The organism is Sphingobium sp. ba1 (assembly GCF_000743655.1).
Taxonomy (GTDB): Bacteria; Pseudomonadota; Alphaproteobacteria; order Sphingomonadales; family Sphingomonadaceae; genus Sphingobium.
The window spans coordinates 49819-65556 of sequence record NZ_JPPQ01000006.1; the positions used below are offsets into that span (position 1 = coordinate 49819).

Here is a 15738-nt window from a genome sequence, read left to right on the forward strand (position 1 = left end):
CCGCTAGGCTTGGCCCTTTCCAGCCCCCGCCCCCCGGCCTAGAAGGGGCGGCAAGACGCAGGCCATAGGGGACCGCATGACCATTTTCGTTTCCACCGACTGGCTCGCCACGCATCTGGGCGCGCCGGACCTCTGCATCCTCGACGCCAGCCTGTTCCTGCCCGGTACTCCGCGCGATCCGCTCGCCGAATATGCGGCCGCGCACATCCCCGGTGCCGTGTTTATGGACCTGGCGACGCTCAACGACCCTGATGACGCGACGCCGGGCATGTTACCCCCCGACGCATTGATGACGCAGCGCTGCCAGGTGCTGGGGATCAACCCCGACAGCCGGATCATCGTCTATGACAATAGCCCGCTGCACAGTGCGGCACGTGGCTGGTGGATGATGCGCCTCTATGGCCTAGGCGCGTCAGTCGCGATTCTCGATGGTGGCCTGCCCAAATGGGTGGCGGAAGGTCGCCGGACGGAAGCGGGCATCGTCACGCCACCCCCCGGCACCGCCATCGCCCGCCGCGCGGCCGGACAGGTACGGACCAAGGCGGAGCTGATCGCCAATCTCGCCACCGGCGCGGAGCAAATACTCGACGCGCGCGGCGCTGGCCGCTTCACCGGTGCCGAAGCCGAACCCCGCCCCGGCATGGCATCGGGCCATATCCCCGGATCGCGCAACCTGCCCTCGCCGTCTCTGTTCAATCCCGACAACAGCATGAAGTCAGGCGACGAATTGCGCGCTCTTTACGCCGATGCCGGAGTCGATTTCGACCGTCCGGTCATCACCAGTTGCGGCAGTGGCGTCACCGCCGCCATCCTGCTCGCCGGACTGGAGTCGCTCGGCAAGGACGACGTGACCCTTTATGATGGCAGCTGGTCCGAATGGGGCTTCGATCCCGCCACGCCCAAGGCGACCGGCCCGGCATGAGCGACGACCGCAAGCCATTGACGAAGCTGGTGCAGGCCGGGCGCAAGCCCGAATGGACCGGCATGCCTGGCCAGCCCGGCGGCATCGTCAGCCCGCCTGTCTGGCGCGCCTCGACCATCCTCTATGATGATGTTGCCCATCTGCGAAAGGCCGCAGGCAGCAGCACGCATGAGCGGCTCTTCTACGGGCGCAAGGGCACGCCGACCGCCTGGTCGCTTGCCGACGCGCTGACCGAAATGGAACCGGGCGCGGAGGGCACGATGCTCTTCCCGTCGGGCGTCGCCGCGATCGCCTGCGCACTGATGGCGGTGCTGAAACCCGGCGACCGACTGCTCATGCCCGACAGCACCTATGATCCGACGCGCAGCTTCTGCGATCACATGCTCAATAGTTACGGTATCGAAACGATCTATTATGATCCGTGCGATGCTGTCCGGGTCGCTGTCCGTCTTGCCGATGAAAAGGTGCGCGCCATCTTCCTCGAAAGCCCCGGCAGCCTGACATTCGAAGTGCAGGACATACCCGCCATCACCGCCATCGCGCGGGAACGGGGCATCGTCACCCTGCTCGACAATACTTGGGCGACGCCGCTCTTTTTCCCGGCGCTGTCTCATGGCGTGGACATCACGATCCTGGCCTGCACCAAATATATCGTCGGCCATAGCGACGTGATGATGGGCAGCGTCACGGCGAATGCCCAATGGTTCGGCAAGGTCCGCCAGACCGCCTATCTGTTCGGCCAGATGACCAGCCCCGATGACGCCTGGCTCGCCGCGCGCGGCCTCCGCACGCTGGGCGTGCGATTGCGCCAACATCAGGATGGTGCGCTCGCCGTCGCCCATTGGCTCAACGACCAGCCCGGTATCGCGCGCGTGCTGCACCCCGCTTTGCCCGACTGCCCCGGCCATGCGCTATGGCAGCGCGACTTCTCCGGCTCGACCGGGCTGTTCAGTTTCATCCTCGACGGTGGCGATGAAGCCGCCCGCGCCGCCCTGATCGACGGCCTCGCCCATTTCGGCATCGGCTATAGCTGGGGCGGCTTCGAAAGCCTTGCCCTTCCCGTCGATCCCGCCCGCCACCGCACCGCAACCCGCTGGGAAGCAGAAGGGCCAATGGTGCGCCTGCACATCGGCCTGGAAGACCCCGACGATCTGATCGCCGATCTCGACGCAGGGCTTGCCCGCTACCGGGCGGCGCGATGACGCTCAGCATCGCCTGGCTGCTCAACCGCGTGCCCGATAGCGGTGGCTTGATCCATCCGCTGATCGCGCTGGGCGTCGCGCTCCTGCTGCATCTCGCCGCAGCGGGCCTCTCGCGCCGAGTCGAACCGCGGCTGCGCGGCCCCATGGAAGCCTTGGGCGAATCCTTCGCCACCCGGCTGCGGGCGATCTTGCGCTACGCTTTCTCAGCGCTGTTGATCGGAGTCGCCACCGCCTTCTGGCCCGCCGATTCGGTCGGCCATCTGGTGCTCGGCATCGGCCTTGGCCTCTCGGTCGCTTTGCTGGCTGGCTATGCGCTACGCACCCTCTCCATCCCGCGCTGGGCCACGCTGCCGCTGGCGCTCTTGCTGTTCCTGACGATCGTCTCCGGCACCAATGGCGGTCTCGCGCCCGTCGGCGCAACGCTCGACACGGTCGGGATCAGCCTTGGCAAACGCCGGGTCACGCTGCTCAGCCTGCTGTCGATCGCCGCCACTTGCGTCGCGCTGTTCGCGCTCGTCCGCCTAGCCAACAAGCTGATCGGCCGATCGATTAGCCAGGCGGATGGCTTCGACCCCACCCAGAAGCTGCTGGCGCAGAAACTCGCCGCCATCGCCATCATCATCGCCGCCTTCTTCATTGGCGTCGACATGCTCGGCATCGACCTCACCGCCTTTGCCGTCTTTTCCGGCGCGCTGGGCCTCGCGGTCGGCTTTGGTCTGCAAAAGACGTTCGGCAATCTTATCGCGGGCATCATCCTGCTGATGGACCGATCGATCAAGCCGGGCGATGTCATCGTCGTGGGGGAGAGTTTCGGCTGGGTGAACAAGATCGGCGTGCGCGCCGTCAGCGTCATCACCCGCGACGGCAAGGAACATCTGATCCCGAACGAGAATCTGATGACGCAGGAGGTGGAGAACTGGTCCTATTCCGACCGCAATGTCCGCGTCCGCATTCCCGTCGGCATCGGCTATGACAGCGACCTCAAGCTCGCCCAGGCGCTGATGCTGCAAGCCGCAGCAGAAAGCCCGCGCGTGCTGCGCAATCCCAAGCCCAATGTCTGGCTGACCGGCTTTGGCGAAAGCCGCGTCGAACATGACATATTGGTGTGGATCAGCGACCCGGAGGGCGGCGTCGGCAATGTGAAGTCCGACGTGTTGGGCCGCGTCTGGCAACTCTTCCGCGACAATGGCATCACCATTCCCTATCCGCAGCGGGTCATCCATGGTGCCGCCGAACTACCCCAAAAGCCGTAACTTTGCGGGGTCGCTTCCATCGTCGCGCGCGCCTATATCAACTCCATGAACCTCGTCCTGCTCCTGCTGATCTTCCTCGCCACCGTTGTCGCTATGGAGGGCTTCGCCTATGTCATGCACCGCTGGATCATGCACGGCCCCGGCTGGTTCCTGCATGCCAGCCACCATCGCCCGCGCCTTGGCCGATGGGAAGCCAATGACCTCTATTTCGTGATCTTTGCTCTGCCTTCCATCCTGCTGCTGCTGGGCGGCGTGCAATGGGGCTGGGGCGGCTGGGCGACGGCTATGGGCGCCGGGATCGCCGCCTATGGTGCCATCTATCTCGGCTTCCACGACATCATCGTGCATCAGCGTGTCAAAAACCGCTATGTCGCGCGCTCACCCTATATGAAGCGGATTGTCCAGGCCCACCGCCTGCATCATGTGGTCGAAACCAAGGAAGGCACGGTCAGCTTCGGCTTTCTCGTCGCCCCCCGCCCGGAGGAGCTGAAACGCGAACTCGCCCGCCGCAGCCGGGCGGGCGTGCGCGCGCCTTCCGCTGCCGATCCGGTCACCCTGGCAGGTCAAGCCCCGCCACGTTGAACGAGAAAGGCGCGGTGTTGTTCTGCGGGCCGACCACCAGATCGACCTTCATCGTCTTGGCCTTCTCGATGACGTCATAGGCATTTTGCGACGGCATGATTTCGATGCCGTCCTTGGCATCGGTCATCCGTCCTTGCCAGCTATGCGTCTTGCCATCATCGCCCGTCGCGCTGACCGTGCAGGCCGACAGGTCGCACTGAAAGGGCGCGCCGACCAATTTCACGGTCACGGTCTTTTCGCCATTGCTCATCGGCTGCACCAGCAACACGGCGAAAGTGTCGGGCGCCGTCATGGTCGCGACCGTATTGGCGCTGCCGATATAGGCGACCTTCGCGGCCTCGCCGGTCCCGCCTTCATATTTCCATGCCTGGCCGATCTGCTCGCGCTGGCTTGGTTCTTCGGGTTCCTGCGAGCAGGCGGCCAGCAATGCCATGGCCGTCATCATCAAGGGGATGCGCATAGGCTCTTGTCCTTCCATCTGGTTACGGAAGGACAATGGTCAACGCCCCATGCGGGTTGCAGCGTTCAGCCGGTGTAGCGACCAGCCGTTTGCCGGATAAGGGCAATCATGTTGGGAATACCCTGCGTCCGGTTGGAACTGAGCTGATTGCGCAGATCAAAGGGGGCCAGCGCGTCTTCGATATCCGCCGCGGCGATCGCGGCTGGCGGCTGGTCCTGCACCGTTTGCAGCACCAGAGCGATGATCCCCTTGGTGATCGCGGCATTGCTGTCCGCCAGGAAATGCAGCCGTCCATCGTCCAGCACAGTCGGATAGACCCAGACCGCGGCCGAACAGCCGCGCACCAGCGTCGCATCGGTCTTGAGCGCGTCCGGCATCGGCTCAAGCGTGCGGCCAAGGTCGATCAGCAAGCGATAACGGTCATCCGCATCGAGAAACTGATATTCTTCTTGGATATCGGCAAGGTTCGTCATGCCCGCCCCTATAGGGGGAAAAGGACGGCAGGTAAGCCCCCCTCTTGGTCAGGCCGCCACCCAATCCTTGCGCAGCGCCCGCCCGCCCAGCGCCATGAACAGCCCGGCGAGCAGATAGAAGCCAAGTGCCGCGACGATGGCGTAACGCAGCGCCTCGATCCCATAAGCCGGGGTCAGCGCGTCGGACAAAGCGCCGACGAACCAGCTTCCAAGCCCCAGCCCCACCAGATTGTTGATCAGCAGGAAACTCGCAGCCGCACTAGCGCGCATATGGGCGGGGACCAGATGCTGCACGGCGGTCAGCACCGGGCCGAGCCAGACATAGACCAGCGCCTGCGGCACCAAGAACAGCGCGAAAGCGACGCCGACGCTATCGGAGAGCACCCCGATGACGAACAGCGGCATACCAACCACATAGCTGATCGCGGGAACCCAGGCATAATAGGCCTTGTCCTTGCCACCCATCGCGTCACCCAGCCAACCGCCCAGCAGCACGCCCGCGACCCCGCCGATGAGCAGCAGCCCGCCCAGAAACTGCCCCGCGCCCATCAGGTTCAGGCCGAAACTGCGCATCAGCAGGCTGGGCAGCCAGAAGGCGACGCCATAGCCGCACATCGAACTGCACGCCGCCCCCACCGCCAGGAACCAGAAGCTGCGCTTGGCCGCGAGGATGCCGAACACAGCGGACACGGGCGCAGCATCGCTCGCCTGCACCGGCCGCACGGGTTCGCGCACCACCAGGCGGAAGACAGGCGCGATCAGCAGGCCGAGCAAGCCGACAACGATGAAGGCGGTGCGCCACTCCACCGTCTGGGCGATATAGCCGCCCAGCAGCACGCCGCCCGCCGAGCCCAGCGGAATGCCGAGCGAGTAAATGGACAGCGCCCGCGCCCGCTGATGCGCGGGAAAATAGTCGGAGATGACCGCATAAGACGGCGCGACCCCGCCCGCTTCGCCCACGCCCACGCCGATGCGGCACAGGAACAGCTGCATGAAATTGCCCGCCAGCCCGCATAGCGCTGTAAATCCGCTCCATACCGCAAGGCTGACGGTAATGACCCAGGTGCGGCTGGTGCGATCGGCCAGCAACGCCAGCGGGATCGCCAGCGTCGAATAGAGCAGTGCAAAGGCGATACCGCCCAGCGCCCCTAATTGCGTATCGCTCAGCCCCAGCTCCGCCTTGATCGGCCCGGCGAGGATGCCCAGTATCTGCCGGTCGAGGAAGTTGAACGTATAGACCAGCAACAGCATCGCCAGCACGACGCCGCGATAGGCGGGGGAAGCAGCGGGGGCGGATCGGTCGGTCATAGGGCTTTACCCATCTCCGTTCAGTTCGAGCTTGTCGAGAACCGTTGCGCAAGGGTTCTCGACAGGCGCGAACCGAACGGAGATGGGGTGGAGATCAGAACTTCACCGTCCCCGTCAAGAACACCTGCCGGGGATTGCCATAAAAGGCCGTCAGCGTGCCTTCGCGGCCCAGGGTCGCCGTGGGAAAACCGGCGGCATTGTTTGCCCCAACGAAGGTATAGCCCGACGTCTTATATTCCTTGTCCATCAGATTCTTGCCATGCAGGCCCAGCGTCCAGCGATCGTCAGGCGCGGTATAAACAATGCTGGCGTCCCACAGCGCATAGCCCTGCTGGTCGATATAGGGGTTAGGGATTTCGAACTGATAGGTCTTGCTGCGCCACGACACGCTGCTGGCCAGATACAGGCTGCCCGCGCCGATCGGGGTGGTGTAACTCATCGTACCGCTGGCGGTCCATTTGGGCGTATTCTGCACTTCGCGATTGGCCGCCACATCGGTCGGCACGCCGCCGATGTTGGTGATATATTCGCGATATTCCGCGTCGATATAGCCGACCGCGGTCGCCAGGTTCAGCCGATCGCCCGGCGTCATCAGGTCGCGGCCCAGCCGCGCGGTGCTTTCAAACTCCAGCCCCTTGAACCGGGCCTTGCCCGCATTGGACACCACGCCGCAGAAGGAGGGCGTGGCGACGCCGCCGACGCTGACGGTGCAGGCAACCGATCCCGGAATCTGCACATCCTTATAATCGGCATAGAAGCCCGCGACCGCGACATAGAGCGCGCCGTCGAGGAAATTGCCCTTATAGCCGACTTCATAGCTATCGACCTGTTCGGGCGCGAAGCTCAGGAAAGACGCGATTTCATCGTCCTGCCGGATGCCGTCGCCATTAAGGTCAGGCGCATTGGTGCCGACGCCGCGCGGATCGAAGCCGCCGCCCTTGAAGCCCTGCGAGAAGCTGGCGTAGATGTTATGATCGGGCGTCGGCTTGTAGCTGATCGAGACGCGCGGGGTGAATTTCTTATATTCGCGCTCGCCGTTGAAATTGGTGCTGGGCGCACCGAACGCCACGCCCGCGCCGCCGAACAATGGCGACCCGCCACCCAGATAATTTTGCCGCAATATGTCGGCCCGGCGCTTGTCCCAGGTGTAGCGACCACCGGCCGACAGGCTGAGCTGTTCCGTAATGTCGAAGGTAAAGTCACCGAACACGGCATAGGTTTCGGTGTCCACATCGGCCTGCGTATAGGCGGTCAGCCCCGCAACCGTCGTGAACAAGCGCACGTCGAACGCGGTGTCGGCCTTGGCATCAAGATAATAGAAGCCGACCATGCCGTGCAGCGGCCCCTGATCGTAGAGCAGCTGGAATTCCTGGCTCAGCTGCTCGTTGAAGTAGAAGGCGGGCACGTCGACATCGACCGCAGGCAGCGCATCGAAATCAATGGGCGAGGCGCTGTCATCCTTGCGCCAGGCGCTGATCGACCGCAGCGTGACCGCGTCGCTCAGTTCCGCCGTGATGTTCATGGAAAGACCATAGGACTTCACATATTGCTTGGGATCAACCAAGCCGCCGCGCGTATCGAACACATCGTCCAGCACCGGCGCGCCCGATAGCTGGCCGGGAATCAGCCGATGGCCACCGCGCGCGCTGCTATTATCCTTGGTATAATCGCCAGTGATCCGCATCAGCACGGGCTGGCCATAGCCACCCATTTCAAAGGTAGCGCGGCCTGCCCAGATATCCTTGTTGTAATTTTCATCGCCGGTGGTGAGATTGTCGCCAAAGCCACCACGCGACAGCCGGGCAAAGGCCCCGCCGACACGGATCATGTCGCTCAACGGCGCCGACACGCTGATGATGCCATCGGCCTGGTCATAGCTGCCATAGGTGCCCTTGAGCTTGAGCGAAAATTCCTGCGGCAGCATCTTCGTCACATATTTGACCGCACCACCGATGGTGTTGCGCCCATAGAGCGTGCCCTGCGGCCCGCGCAGCACTTCGATCCGCTCGACATCATAAATGTCGAGGATCGCACCCTGCGGCCGGTTGAGATAGACGTCGTCAAGATAGATGCCCACGCCCTGTTCGAAGCCCGACACCGGGTCTTGCTGACCCACGCCGCGAATGAAGGCGGTCAGCGTCGAGTTGGTACCGCGCGAGGCTTCCAGCGTGGTGTTGGGGGTCATGTTGGCAAGGTCGGTAATATCGATCGCCCCGCCCCGTTCCAGCGCTTCGCCCGAAAAGGCACTGACCGCGATCGGCACACTGACCAGCGTTTCCTCGCGGCGACGGGCGGTGACGACGATCGCGCCCTCCTCCTCGACGGACGGGACGGCGGCGTCCTGCGCAAGGGCAGGCAAAGCCAGCGCGCCGCTCCAGGCGGCGGAGGCAAGGGCTATGGCGCGGATGCTGAAATGGGCCTTCATGGTCGGTCCTCTCCTGAAAATGCGGTGCCCGGTCTGCCGGATCACTTTGCGTTGTCCGATTCGATAATGAAAGTTGAACCATCTTTCAACTTGAAATAGAGAGGCGGAGACAAGGCCGGTTCAGTGCGGCAAAAAGAGCACAGATTTTCGCAAGGAGTGGACATGGCCGAAGACGCCGCTGCCAAGGACGACAAAACGCCGCGCACCGCCAGGGGTGAGCGAACTCGCCGCGCATTGCTGGCGGCGGCGGCGGCTGAATTTGGCGAAAAGGGCTTTCACGACGGCTCGATTAGCGGCATCACCCGCCGCGCGGGCTGTGCGCTGGGCAGTTTCTACACCTATTTCGATAGCAAGGATGATATCTTCCGCGCGCTCGTCGCCGACATGTCGGGCCAGGTGCGCGATTATGTGTCCCCGCGCATCGCCGACGCCCGCGACGGGATCGACGCCGAGCGGATAGGCCTACTCAGCTTCCTGGAGTTTGCGCGCGAACATAAGGAAATCTATCGCATCATCGACGAAGCGGAGTTCGTCGACCAGTCCGCCTACCGCGCCCATTATGAAAATACCGCATCCCGCATGACGACCCGCCTCACCAAGGCGGCGGCGCGCGGCGATATCCGCGCCGATGTTGAGGAAGTCCATGCCTGGGCGATCATGGGCATGAACGTGTTTCTGGGCCTGCGCTTTGGCGTTTGGGACGACAGCCGCCCGGCTGAGGAGGTCGCCGCCATCGCCAATGCATTGGTGGAACGCGGCATCGGCACGAAAGCCTGATCATCGCCCCGATTCCGAGAAGGAGAGCGGCCCGCTATTATGCATCCCCATGCTGGACCGCAGCATGTCCGCCCAGTCCGACCCGGCGCACAGACCGATCATGCCGGGCGCATCCCACTTCGCCAGGATAGGCGCGATTTGCGATCGTGCCATGGGGCGCCCGAACAGGAAGCCCTGACCGACATCGCACCCCTTGACCATCAGATGCGCCGCTTGTGCAGCCGTCTCTATGCCTTCGGCGACCGTCGTTATGCCCAGATTTTTCGCAAGGTCGATGACCGCCCCGACAATAGCGGCATCACCCGTTTCCGCGGCATTGAGGCGCGACACGAAAGACCGGTCGATCTTGATCGTGTGAACCGGAAATTGTTGCAGGTGCGTCAGCGACGCATAGCCCGTACCGAAATCATCCAGGGCAATCGTCACGCCCGCCGCGGCCAATGTCTCCAGGCAATTATGGACCCGATCGGACAATTGCCCCACGAACACGGTTTCCGTGACCTCCAGTTCCAGCAGGCTGGCGGGCAGCCCCAGCTTGTGCATCCGCCCCAGGATGCGATCGACGAAATCACCCCGGCGGAAGTCGCCCGGTGCGCCGTTGAACGCGATCCGCCCAAAGGCGAGGCCCTGGTCGCGCCAGGCGACCATATCCGCCATGATGCAATCGAGCATCCGATCGGTCAGCCGGACGGCCAGATCCGCGTCTTCGAACGCCGCGCGGATTGCGCCGGGCGGCTGAAGCCCCTGCTGTTGATCATGAATGCGCAGCAAGGCTTCGAAACCCTCCAGCGCCCCGGTACGCAGGTTCACCTTCGGCTGGTAAAAGGGGATGATATGGTCGTTGGTCAGGGCCGCCCGCGCCTTGGTCAACATCGCCTTTTCCATGTCCACCGCTTCGCGCATGGCGGGCGTGAAGCCCCGTATCTGACCTGGTCCCTCGCTCTTGGCGGCATAGAGGGCCAGGTCCGCGCATTTATGCAGTTCTTCGGCGTCCAACCCATCCCGAAACGCCAGCGCGCCACCCGCGCTCAGGCTGACATCGATATGGCGTCCATCATGCAACAGGGAACCGGTCAGGCTGCCCATGATAGTGTCGACGGTTTCCTGTCGTGCCTGTTCCGGGGTCAGTCCCGGCAGGATAATCGCGAACTCGTCCCCACCCAGACGCGCCAAAGTCGCGCCGACCGGTAAACGCTTGCTCAGTTTGGCCGCCACGTCATGCAGCACCGCATCACCCGCATGATGGCCCAGCGTGTCGTTGATGGTCTTGAACCGGTCGACATCCAGCACGATCAGGCCGACGCATTGCCCCTGTCGGCGCGCGTCGTCCAGCGCCTCGTCCAAGCGCTCGGCGAACATCGCGCGATTGGGCAGTCCGGTCAGGGCATCATGCGACGCCGACCATTTGAGCTTGGCCTCATATTGCAACTGCGCGGTGACATCATGCAGAGAGCCCAGCAGACGGATCGGCTTGCCATCCTTGTTGCGCACGACATAGCCCCGCGCGACGAGGTTGAGATAGCGCCCATCGGCTGCGCGAAATCGGAATTGTTCGACCCATTGGTTGAAATGCACGTCCTCCAGGCTGGCGAGATTATCGACCACGCGCTTTTGATCGTCTGCATGGATATGGTCGACCCACCATGACCGGGACGTGCCCGTGCGGGTTTCGGCATAGCCCAGAACATCGAAAGCGGCCTCGCTCCAATCGATCCGATCCTGTTCAAGTGAGCAGTCCCAGATGATGTCGTTGGTCGCCCGCGACGCGAGGCGATACCGCTCTTCGCTTTCTCTCAGCGCATTTTCCGCTTTGACCTGATCATCGATATCCTCCAGCGTGCCATACCATTTCAGGATGGTGCCATCTTCACCGCGACGCGGCTGCGCGCGGGCGCGATGCCAGCGATACACGCCACTGCGGTCGCGCAAACGATAGCGCACATCCACCGCCGAGGCATCGGGTGCGCTCGTCGTTCGGTGCCACAGGTCGAGAACCGGGGGAAGATCGGCGGGATGGACAGCGCCCGTCCACCCGCTGCCCAAGGCATCCGCCGTCGGCATGCCGGTCACCGCCTCCCATTTGGGACTGAGTTCGAGGATGGCGCCGGCAGCGTCGCTGATCCACGGCATTTGCGGATTGAGGTCGACCGAATAGCGATAATGGTCTTCACTCTGCCGAAGCGCGGCGACCAGCGCGCTCATTTCGGACCGCGAGATCAAAAGCTTGCTGAACGCCGACTGGCTGGTCGCGAGGGTGCGCACGATAACGGCGGCGATGATGAGGAAAGTGACACCGATCCCAATCAGGTAGACGTCGGACGATGTCAGCAGGCACAAAGTGACCGGCGCCGCACCGAACAGCAGGACAAATCGGCCGGCAACGGGCAAGGATTGCAAGCAATAACAACAGCTGATCGAGCCAACGAACACATAGAGCGCAACCGATGTGATGCGGTCGGTCGCCACTTCATTGAGCAGGAACAACCCCCAGGCCCCGAACGCGGCGCTCAAGACCGCCGACATGACGATGGTCCCGGCAAGATGCCGCCGCATCTTGCTTGGAGAGGGCACGGTCCTCTTGCGCGCCGTCCAAAGGAAACCCCGGACGACGATAATGACGGACAGGGTGGCCGGAACGCTGAGGCTCAGCCAGACCGGCACATCGCCATAGGTCACCATTGCCAGGCAAAAGACGTTGATGAACATCAAGGCGTACATCAGGGGAATCTGCCCCGTCAGCGCCTTATACTGCTCGTGCAACGCCACCTGCGATTTTTCGGCAATCCGTCTGAACCGAGCAAATACCATATGTGCGCACCAAGCTCTCCCTCGCTATATATAGGAGCAACCTGTTAACAAACGCATAGAGCCAGCAATATCGAACGTTCATGCAGGAAGCATGGTCGATGCGCGTGAGCGTCCCGCTATCTGATCATATTTATTGGGGGGAGAGTAAAAATGGTGCCCGGAGACGGATTCGAACCGCCGACACAGCGATTTTCAATCGCTTGCTCTACCAACTGAGCTATCCAGGCACAGCCAACTGCGGAGTGTTCCGCCCGATGGAGGCGTGCCTATAGGCGTCAATCCTGTTCGCTGTCTAGCCCATAATCGCCGATTTTTTGCGTGTCATCCTCGGCGGGTGGCCCGACGACGCGATAGCCTTCGCCAAGCCATTGTAGCAGATCGCGGTCACGACAGGCCGCGCTGCAGAACGGCCGCGTGTCCGCGCTGGCGGGCTTTTTGCAGACCAGACAGGCGGCGGCTTTAGGCGACATGGCCACCCGCGATCGCGAGAGCGGCATCGGCCTGCATGCTGATCGCGCCGCCGCGACGCTTTGCAAGCTGTTCGATCCAGTTGGGCCGCTTGTGCAGATAATCGATGATGGCAGGCGCGGCGACCAGCGTCGCGGGACCACCCTGGCCATGCCGTTCGGCGCGGCGCAGCAGCGCCAGTGCAGCGGTCGCCACCGGATCTTCGCGCAACAGCTCCATCAGGTTCGCGCGCTCGCGGCGGCGGATGATCTGAACGAAGCCGAAGCCGTTGACCGCCGTGCGCTCGAAGGGGAGCGGCAGATATTTGTCGATCTGGGCGGCGGCGATGATCCGCTCGTCCTTGTTGTTCATCGTCGGCAGGTCGATGCCGATCGATCCGCTCAGGCCCATGCGCCGCACTGTTTGCGCCGCCAGCTTCGCGCCCTTTGGCCCCAGCTGCGCCGGCGGCAGCGACCCGTCAATGTCGATCAACAACATGGCAGGCGTTAGATAGAGGCGCAGCGCCGCGGCTTCGGTGCCGACTTCGCCGCTGATCGCTTCTTCCATCAGCTCGCTCCAGCCATGGGCTTCCAGCCGGTCTTCCTCATGCGCGGGGCAGGGGACAACAGGGACGCCGGTGGCGCGGATGCGCTGGAGCAAGGTGGGGCCAGCCTGCGCCTTCATACCCGGCTGGGTGCTGCGGCCCTTGGCGCGCTTGGGGCGGCCTTCTTCGGGGATGGCTTCGCGCAGGATTTCGACCAGCAGGTTCGCGCCTTCCGCCAGCCGGGGCGGGATCGGTTCGATCAGCACTTCCTCGCCGCTGATCAGGCGGACAATGCCGCGCTTCTTGGGAATGACCGTGGTGATGAGTTTGCCCTGCATCACCGCACCGGCGCGCGCGGCATCGCCCTCGCGCTCGATCAGCGCCTCGACCAGCTGGCCCTTTTCGATCAGCGCGGCACGGGCCTCGCCAATGCCTTCTTCATAAAGCCACTCGGCCATGTCGGTTCCTAATCGAGGGGATGGCCCGCTGCCTTGAGCAGCGTGCGGGTTTCGTAAAGCGGCAGACCCATGATTGCGCTATGGCTGCCCTGGATCGCGCGGATCAGCCCGGCGGCCTTGCCTTGGATCGCATAGCCGCCCGCCTTGCCGCGCCATTCGTCGCTGGCAATATAGCGGTCGATATCCGCTGCCTCCAGCCGTTTGAACGTCACGATATTGGTCGACAGCCGATGCCGCGCCACTCCCGCGCCGTCGATCAGCGTGATGGCGCTCAGCACGCGATGGCGACGGCCCGACAGCAGTGTCAGGCAGGCGCGCGCCTCCGCTTCGCTTTCCGCCTTGGGCAAGATGCGCCGTCCGGCGGCAACCACCGTATCGCCCGACAGAACCAGCGCCCCACCATGGCGCGCCGCCACCACCACCGCCTTTTCAGCAGCGATCCGCGCGGCATAGAGCGCGGGCAGTTCGGCTTTGCGGGGCGTTTCGTCCAAGTCGGCGGGATCGACCGCGTCCGGGACAACGCCGATTTGCCCCAGCAGCGCGAGCCGCCGGGGGGATGCCGAAGCCAATATGAGTCGCATCAGATACGACTTATTTGAAACGGTACGTGATCCGACCCTTGGTCAGGTCGTAAGGGGTCAGCTCGACAAGCACTTCGTCACCCACCAGCACGCGGATGCGATTCTTGCGCATCTTGCCAGCGGTGTGGCCGAGAATTTCGTGGTCATTTTCAAGCCGGACACGGAACATGGCGTTGGGGAGAAGCTCCACAACCTGTCCGCGCATTTCAAGCAGTTCTTCTTTCGCCATAATATCCCAAATTCGCAAAATCGCGCCGCCATAGCGCCAAACTGCGCAAAATGGAAGTCACGCTTTCACGCCGAACCGATCCCCTGCCGCGATGAGCGCTGCGAAGATGTGATCGAGCTGGGTTTCATCCAGGCAATAGGGCGGCATGAGGTAGATGCTGTTGCCCAAGGGCCGCAGCAATATGCCCCGCTCTAGGAAGAAGGCCCGGAGCCGGGGTGCGAGGTCCGACAGATAGCCCGCATCCGGCGCGATCAGATCGATCGCCGCGATTGCCCCCAGTTGCCGCGGATTGGCGAAGGCGGAATGCTGCGCCAGTTCTGCCAGCCGCGTCGCGATGCCATCAGCCAGCGCGGCGATCCGGCTCAGCACATCCTCCTCGCGCCAGACGGCGAGATTGGCGACCGCCGCCGCGCAGGCGATGGCGTTCGCGGTATAGCTGGACGAATGGTAGAAAAGCCGCGCCCTGTCGGTCGAGCGATGCGCCTCGAAGATCGGCGCGGTCGCCAGCGTCGCCGCCAGCGGGATCGCGCCGCCGGTAATGCCCTTCGCCACCGCCATGATGTCGGGCACGACCCCTGCCTGTTCGCAAGCGAACAGCGTGCCGGTGCGGCCCCAGCCAGTCATCACTTCATCGGCGATGAACAATACATCGTGGCGGCGGCAGATCGCCGCCATCTCGCGCAGGATCGAGGGCGGGTAGACCAGCATACCGCCTGCGCCCAGGATCAACGGCTCGACGATGAAGGCGGCGGGCTTTTCGCGGCAAGCGGCATCAAGCGCATCGAGGCAGACCTGCTCCTGGCCCGGTGCCGGGAACGGAATCGTCCCGACATCGAACAGCAACGGCGTCCAGGCAGCATTATAGACGCCCCGCTCGCCGATCGACATCGTGCCGATCGTATCGCCATGATAGCTGTGGTCCAGCACCAATATACGGCTGCGCGCCTCGCCCAGTCCGTTCAGCGCCCGGTTGTGCCAATAGCCGAGCGCCATTTTCAGCGCCACCTCGACCGCGGTGGAGCCGCTGTCGGAATAGAAGACATGCGCGAGACGGGGCTGATCGGGCGCGTGCGGCGCCAGATCGATCAGGCCACGCGCTACTTCCTCGGCGGGCGCATGGGTGTAGCCCGCGAAGATAAGCTGATCGAGCTGCCCCGCCTGCGCCGCAATGGCGGCGGCAATGCGCGGGTGGCAATGGCCATGGGTCGTCACCCACCAGCTCGAAATCGCGTCGATCAACATGCTGCCATCGGCCAGATGCAACAGCGC

The 15738-nt window shown here is 63.5% G+C and carries 15 protein-coding genes and 1 tRNA gene; 5 read left to right on the forward strand and 11 right to left on the reverse strand.

All coding sequences use genetic code 11. The features are described 5' to 3' along the window. The first annotated feature begins 76 nt into the window (after positions 1–76). Genes sseA through IL54_RS00370 form a run of 4 tightly spaced genes read left to right on the forward strand, consistent with a single transcriptional unit; the run spans position 77 to position 3959 of the window. Positions 77–922 (forward strand): 3-mercaptopyruvate sulfurtransferase, encoded by an 846-nt coding sequence (gene sseA / locus IL54_RS00355; RefSeq protein WP_037472121.1) that lies wholly within the window; start codon positions 77–79, stop codon positions 920–922. Beyond that, positions 877–2124 (forward strand): cystathionine beta-lyase, encoded by a 1248-nt coding sequence (metC, locus tag IL54_RS00360; RefSeq protein WP_443210054.1) that lies wholly within the window; start codon positions 877–879, stop codon positions 2122–2124. Before sseA ends, metC begins: the two co-directional genes overlap by 46 nt. After that, complete coding sequence (locus tag IL54_RS00365; RefSeq protein WP_037472127.1) at positions 2121–3377, forward strand: mechanosensitive ion channel family protein; 1257 nt, start codon at positions 2121–2123, stop codon at positions 3375–3377. Before metC ends, IL54_RS00365 begins: the two co-directional genes overlap by 4 nt. 45 nt (positions 3378–3422) lie before the next feature. Next, positions 3423–3959 (forward strand): sterol desaturase family protein, encoded by a 537-nt coding sequence (locus tag IL54_RS00370; protein ID WP_037472128.1) that lies wholly within the window; start codon positions 3423–3425, stop codon positions 3957–3959. Here the strand turns inward: IL54_RS00370 and IL54_RS00375 are convergent. The 4 genes from IL54_RS00375 to IL54_RS00390 form a co-directional block, all read right to left on the reverse strand. Next, entirely contained in the window at positions 3928–4419 is a 492-nt protein-coding gene (locus tag IL54_RS00375; RefSeq protein ID WP_037472129.1) for a hypothetical protein, read from the reverse strand. The two genes, IL54_RS00370 and IL54_RS00375, sit on opposite strands and share 32 nt — an antisense overlap. Before the next feature lie 65 nt (positions 4420–4484). Further along, positions 4485–4892 (reverse strand): SufE family protein, encoded by a 408-nt coding sequence (locus IL54_RS00380; RefSeq protein WP_037472130.1) that lies wholly within the window; start codon positions 4890–4892, stop codon positions 4485–4487. Positions 4893–4940: 48 nt separating this feature from the next. Continuing rightward, positions 4941–6200 carry a spinster family MFS transporter gene (locus tag IL54_RS00385; protein WP_037472131.1) on the reverse strand — a complete coding sequence of 420 codons (1260 nt, stop codon included), beginning with the start codon at positions 6198–6200 and terminating at the stop codon, positions 4941–4943. Between the two features lie 94 nt (positions 6201–6294). Continuing rightward, positions 6295–8625 carry a TonB-dependent receptor gene (locus IL54_RS00390; RefSeq protein ID WP_037472132.1) on the reverse strand — a complete coding sequence of 777 codons (2331 nt, stop codon included), beginning with the start codon at positions 8623–8625 and terminating at the stop codon, positions 6295–6297. 162 nt (positions 8626–8787) lie between these two features. Here IL54_RS00390 and IL54_RS00395 point away from each other — a divergent pair, with 162 nt between their 5' ends. Then, entirely contained in the window at positions 8788–9402 is a 615-nt protein-coding gene (locus tag IL54_RS00395; RefSeq protein ID WP_037472133.1) for a TetR/AcrR family transcriptional regulator, read from the forward strand. Here IL54_RS00395 and IL54_RS00400 read toward each other — a convergent pair whose 3' ends face one another. The 7 genes from IL54_RS00400 to IL54_RS00430 form a co-directional block, all read right to left on the reverse strand. Next, positions 9403–12210: a putative bifunctional diguanylate cyclase/phosphodiesterase gene (locus IL54_RS00400; RefSeq protein ID WP_052027494.1), complete on the reverse strand. Its 2808-nt coding sequence runs from the start codon at positions 12208–12210 to the stop codon at positions 9403–9405. Between the two features lie 151 nt (positions 12211–12361). Beyond that, positions 12362–12437: transfer RNA gene (locus tag IL54_RS00405), tRNA-Phe, on the reverse strand. 48 nt (positions 12438–12485) lie between these two features. Next, the gene (locus tag IL54_RS00410) at positions 12486–12680 is read right to left on the reverse strand and encodes a DNA gyrase inhibitor YacG (RefSeq protein WP_037472134.1); all 195 of its coding nucleotides are present in this window, start codon (positions 12678–12680) and stop codon (positions 12486–12488) included. After that, a complete protein-coding gene (locus IL54_RS00415; protein ID WP_037472135.1) occupies positions 12670–13659 on the reverse strand; it encodes a hypothetical protein in 990 nt (329 codons plus the stop codon). The genes IL54_RS00410 and IL54_RS00415 overlap by 11 nt, the downstream gene beginning before the upstream one ends. Positions 13660–13667: 8 nt before the next feature. Next, positions 13668–14240 (reverse strand): Maf family protein, encoded by a 573-nt coding sequence (locus IL54_RS00420; RefSeq protein WP_037472136.1) that lies wholly within the window; start codon positions 14238–14240, stop codon positions 13668–13670. A gap of 10 nt (positions 14241–14250) precedes the next feature. Further along, positions 14251–14469: a translation initiation factor IF-1 gene (infA, locus tag IL54_RS00425; RefSeq protein WP_003049127.1), complete on the reverse strand. Its 219-nt coding sequence runs from the start codon at positions 14467–14469 to the stop codon at positions 14251–14253. 57 nt (positions 14470–14526) lie between these two features. Further along, on the reverse strand, positions 14527–15738 hold a 1212-nt coding region (locus IL54_RS00430), incomplete at its 5' end, for an adenosylmethionine--8-amino-7-oxononanoate transaminase (protein ID WP_037472489.1).

What these genes read in the sequence shown, in the direction of transcription:
- IL54_RS00400 (WP_052027494.1), bottom strand. Translation starts at nt 12,210, where the DNA reads ATGGTATTTGCTCGGTTCAGACGGATTGCCGAAAAATCGCAGGTGGCG.
- sseA (WP_037472121.1), top strand. Translation starts at nt 77, where the DNA reads ATGACCATTTTCGTTTCCACCGACTGGCTCGCCACGCATCTGGGCGCG.
- IL54_RS00395 (WP_037472133.1), top strand. Translation starts at nt 8,788, where the DNA reads ATGGCCGAAGACGCCGCTGCCAAGGACGACAAAACGCCGCGCACCGCC.
- IL54_RS00365 (WP_037472127.1), top strand. Translation starts at nt 2,121, where the DNA reads ATGACGCTCAGCATCGCCTGGCTGCTCAACCGCGTGCCCGATAGCGGT.
- IL54_RS00370 (WP_037472128.1), top strand. Translation starts at nt 3,423, where the DNA reads ATGAACCTCGTCCTGCTCCTGCTGATCTTCCTCGCCACCGTTGTCGCT.
- IL54_RS00380 (WP_037472130.1), bottom strand. Translation starts at nt 4,892, where the DNA reads ATGACGAACCTTGCCGATATCCAAGAAGAATATCAGTTTCTCGATGCG.
- IL54_RS00410 (WP_037472134.1), bottom strand. Translation starts at nt 12,680, where the DNA reads ATGTCGCCTAAAGCCGCCGCCTGTCTGGTCTGCAAAAAGCCCGCCAGC.
- IL54_RS00390 (WP_037472132.1), bottom strand. Translation starts at nt 8,625, where the DNA reads ATGAAGGCCCATTTCAGCATCCGCGCCATAGCCCTTGCCTCCGCCGCC.
- IL54_RS00385 (WP_037472131.1), bottom strand. Translation starts at nt 6,200, where the DNA reads ATGACCGACCGATCCGCCCCCGCTGCTTCCCCCGCCTATCGCGGCGTC.
- metC (WP_443210054.1), top strand. Translation starts at nt 877, where the DNA reads ATGGGGCTTCGATCCCGCCACGCCCAAGGCGACCGGCCCGGCATGAGC.
- IL54_RS00375 (WP_037472129.1), bottom strand. Translation starts at nt 4,419, where the DNA reads ATGCGCATCCCCTTGATGATGACGGCCATGGCATTGCTGGCCGCCTGC.
- IL54_RS00415 (WP_037472135.1), bottom strand. Translation starts at nt 13,659, where the DNA reads ATGGCCGAGTGGCTTTATGAAGAAGGCATTGGCGAGGCCCGTGCCGCG.
- IL54_RS00420 (WP_037472136.1), bottom strand. Translation starts at nt 14,240, where the DNA reads ATGCGACTCATATTGGCTTCGGCATCCCCCCGGCGGCTCGCGCTGCTG.
- infA (WP_003049127.1), bottom strand. Translation starts at nt 14,469, where the DNA reads ATGGCGAAAGAAGAACTGCTTGAAATGCGCGGACAGGTTGTGGAGCTT.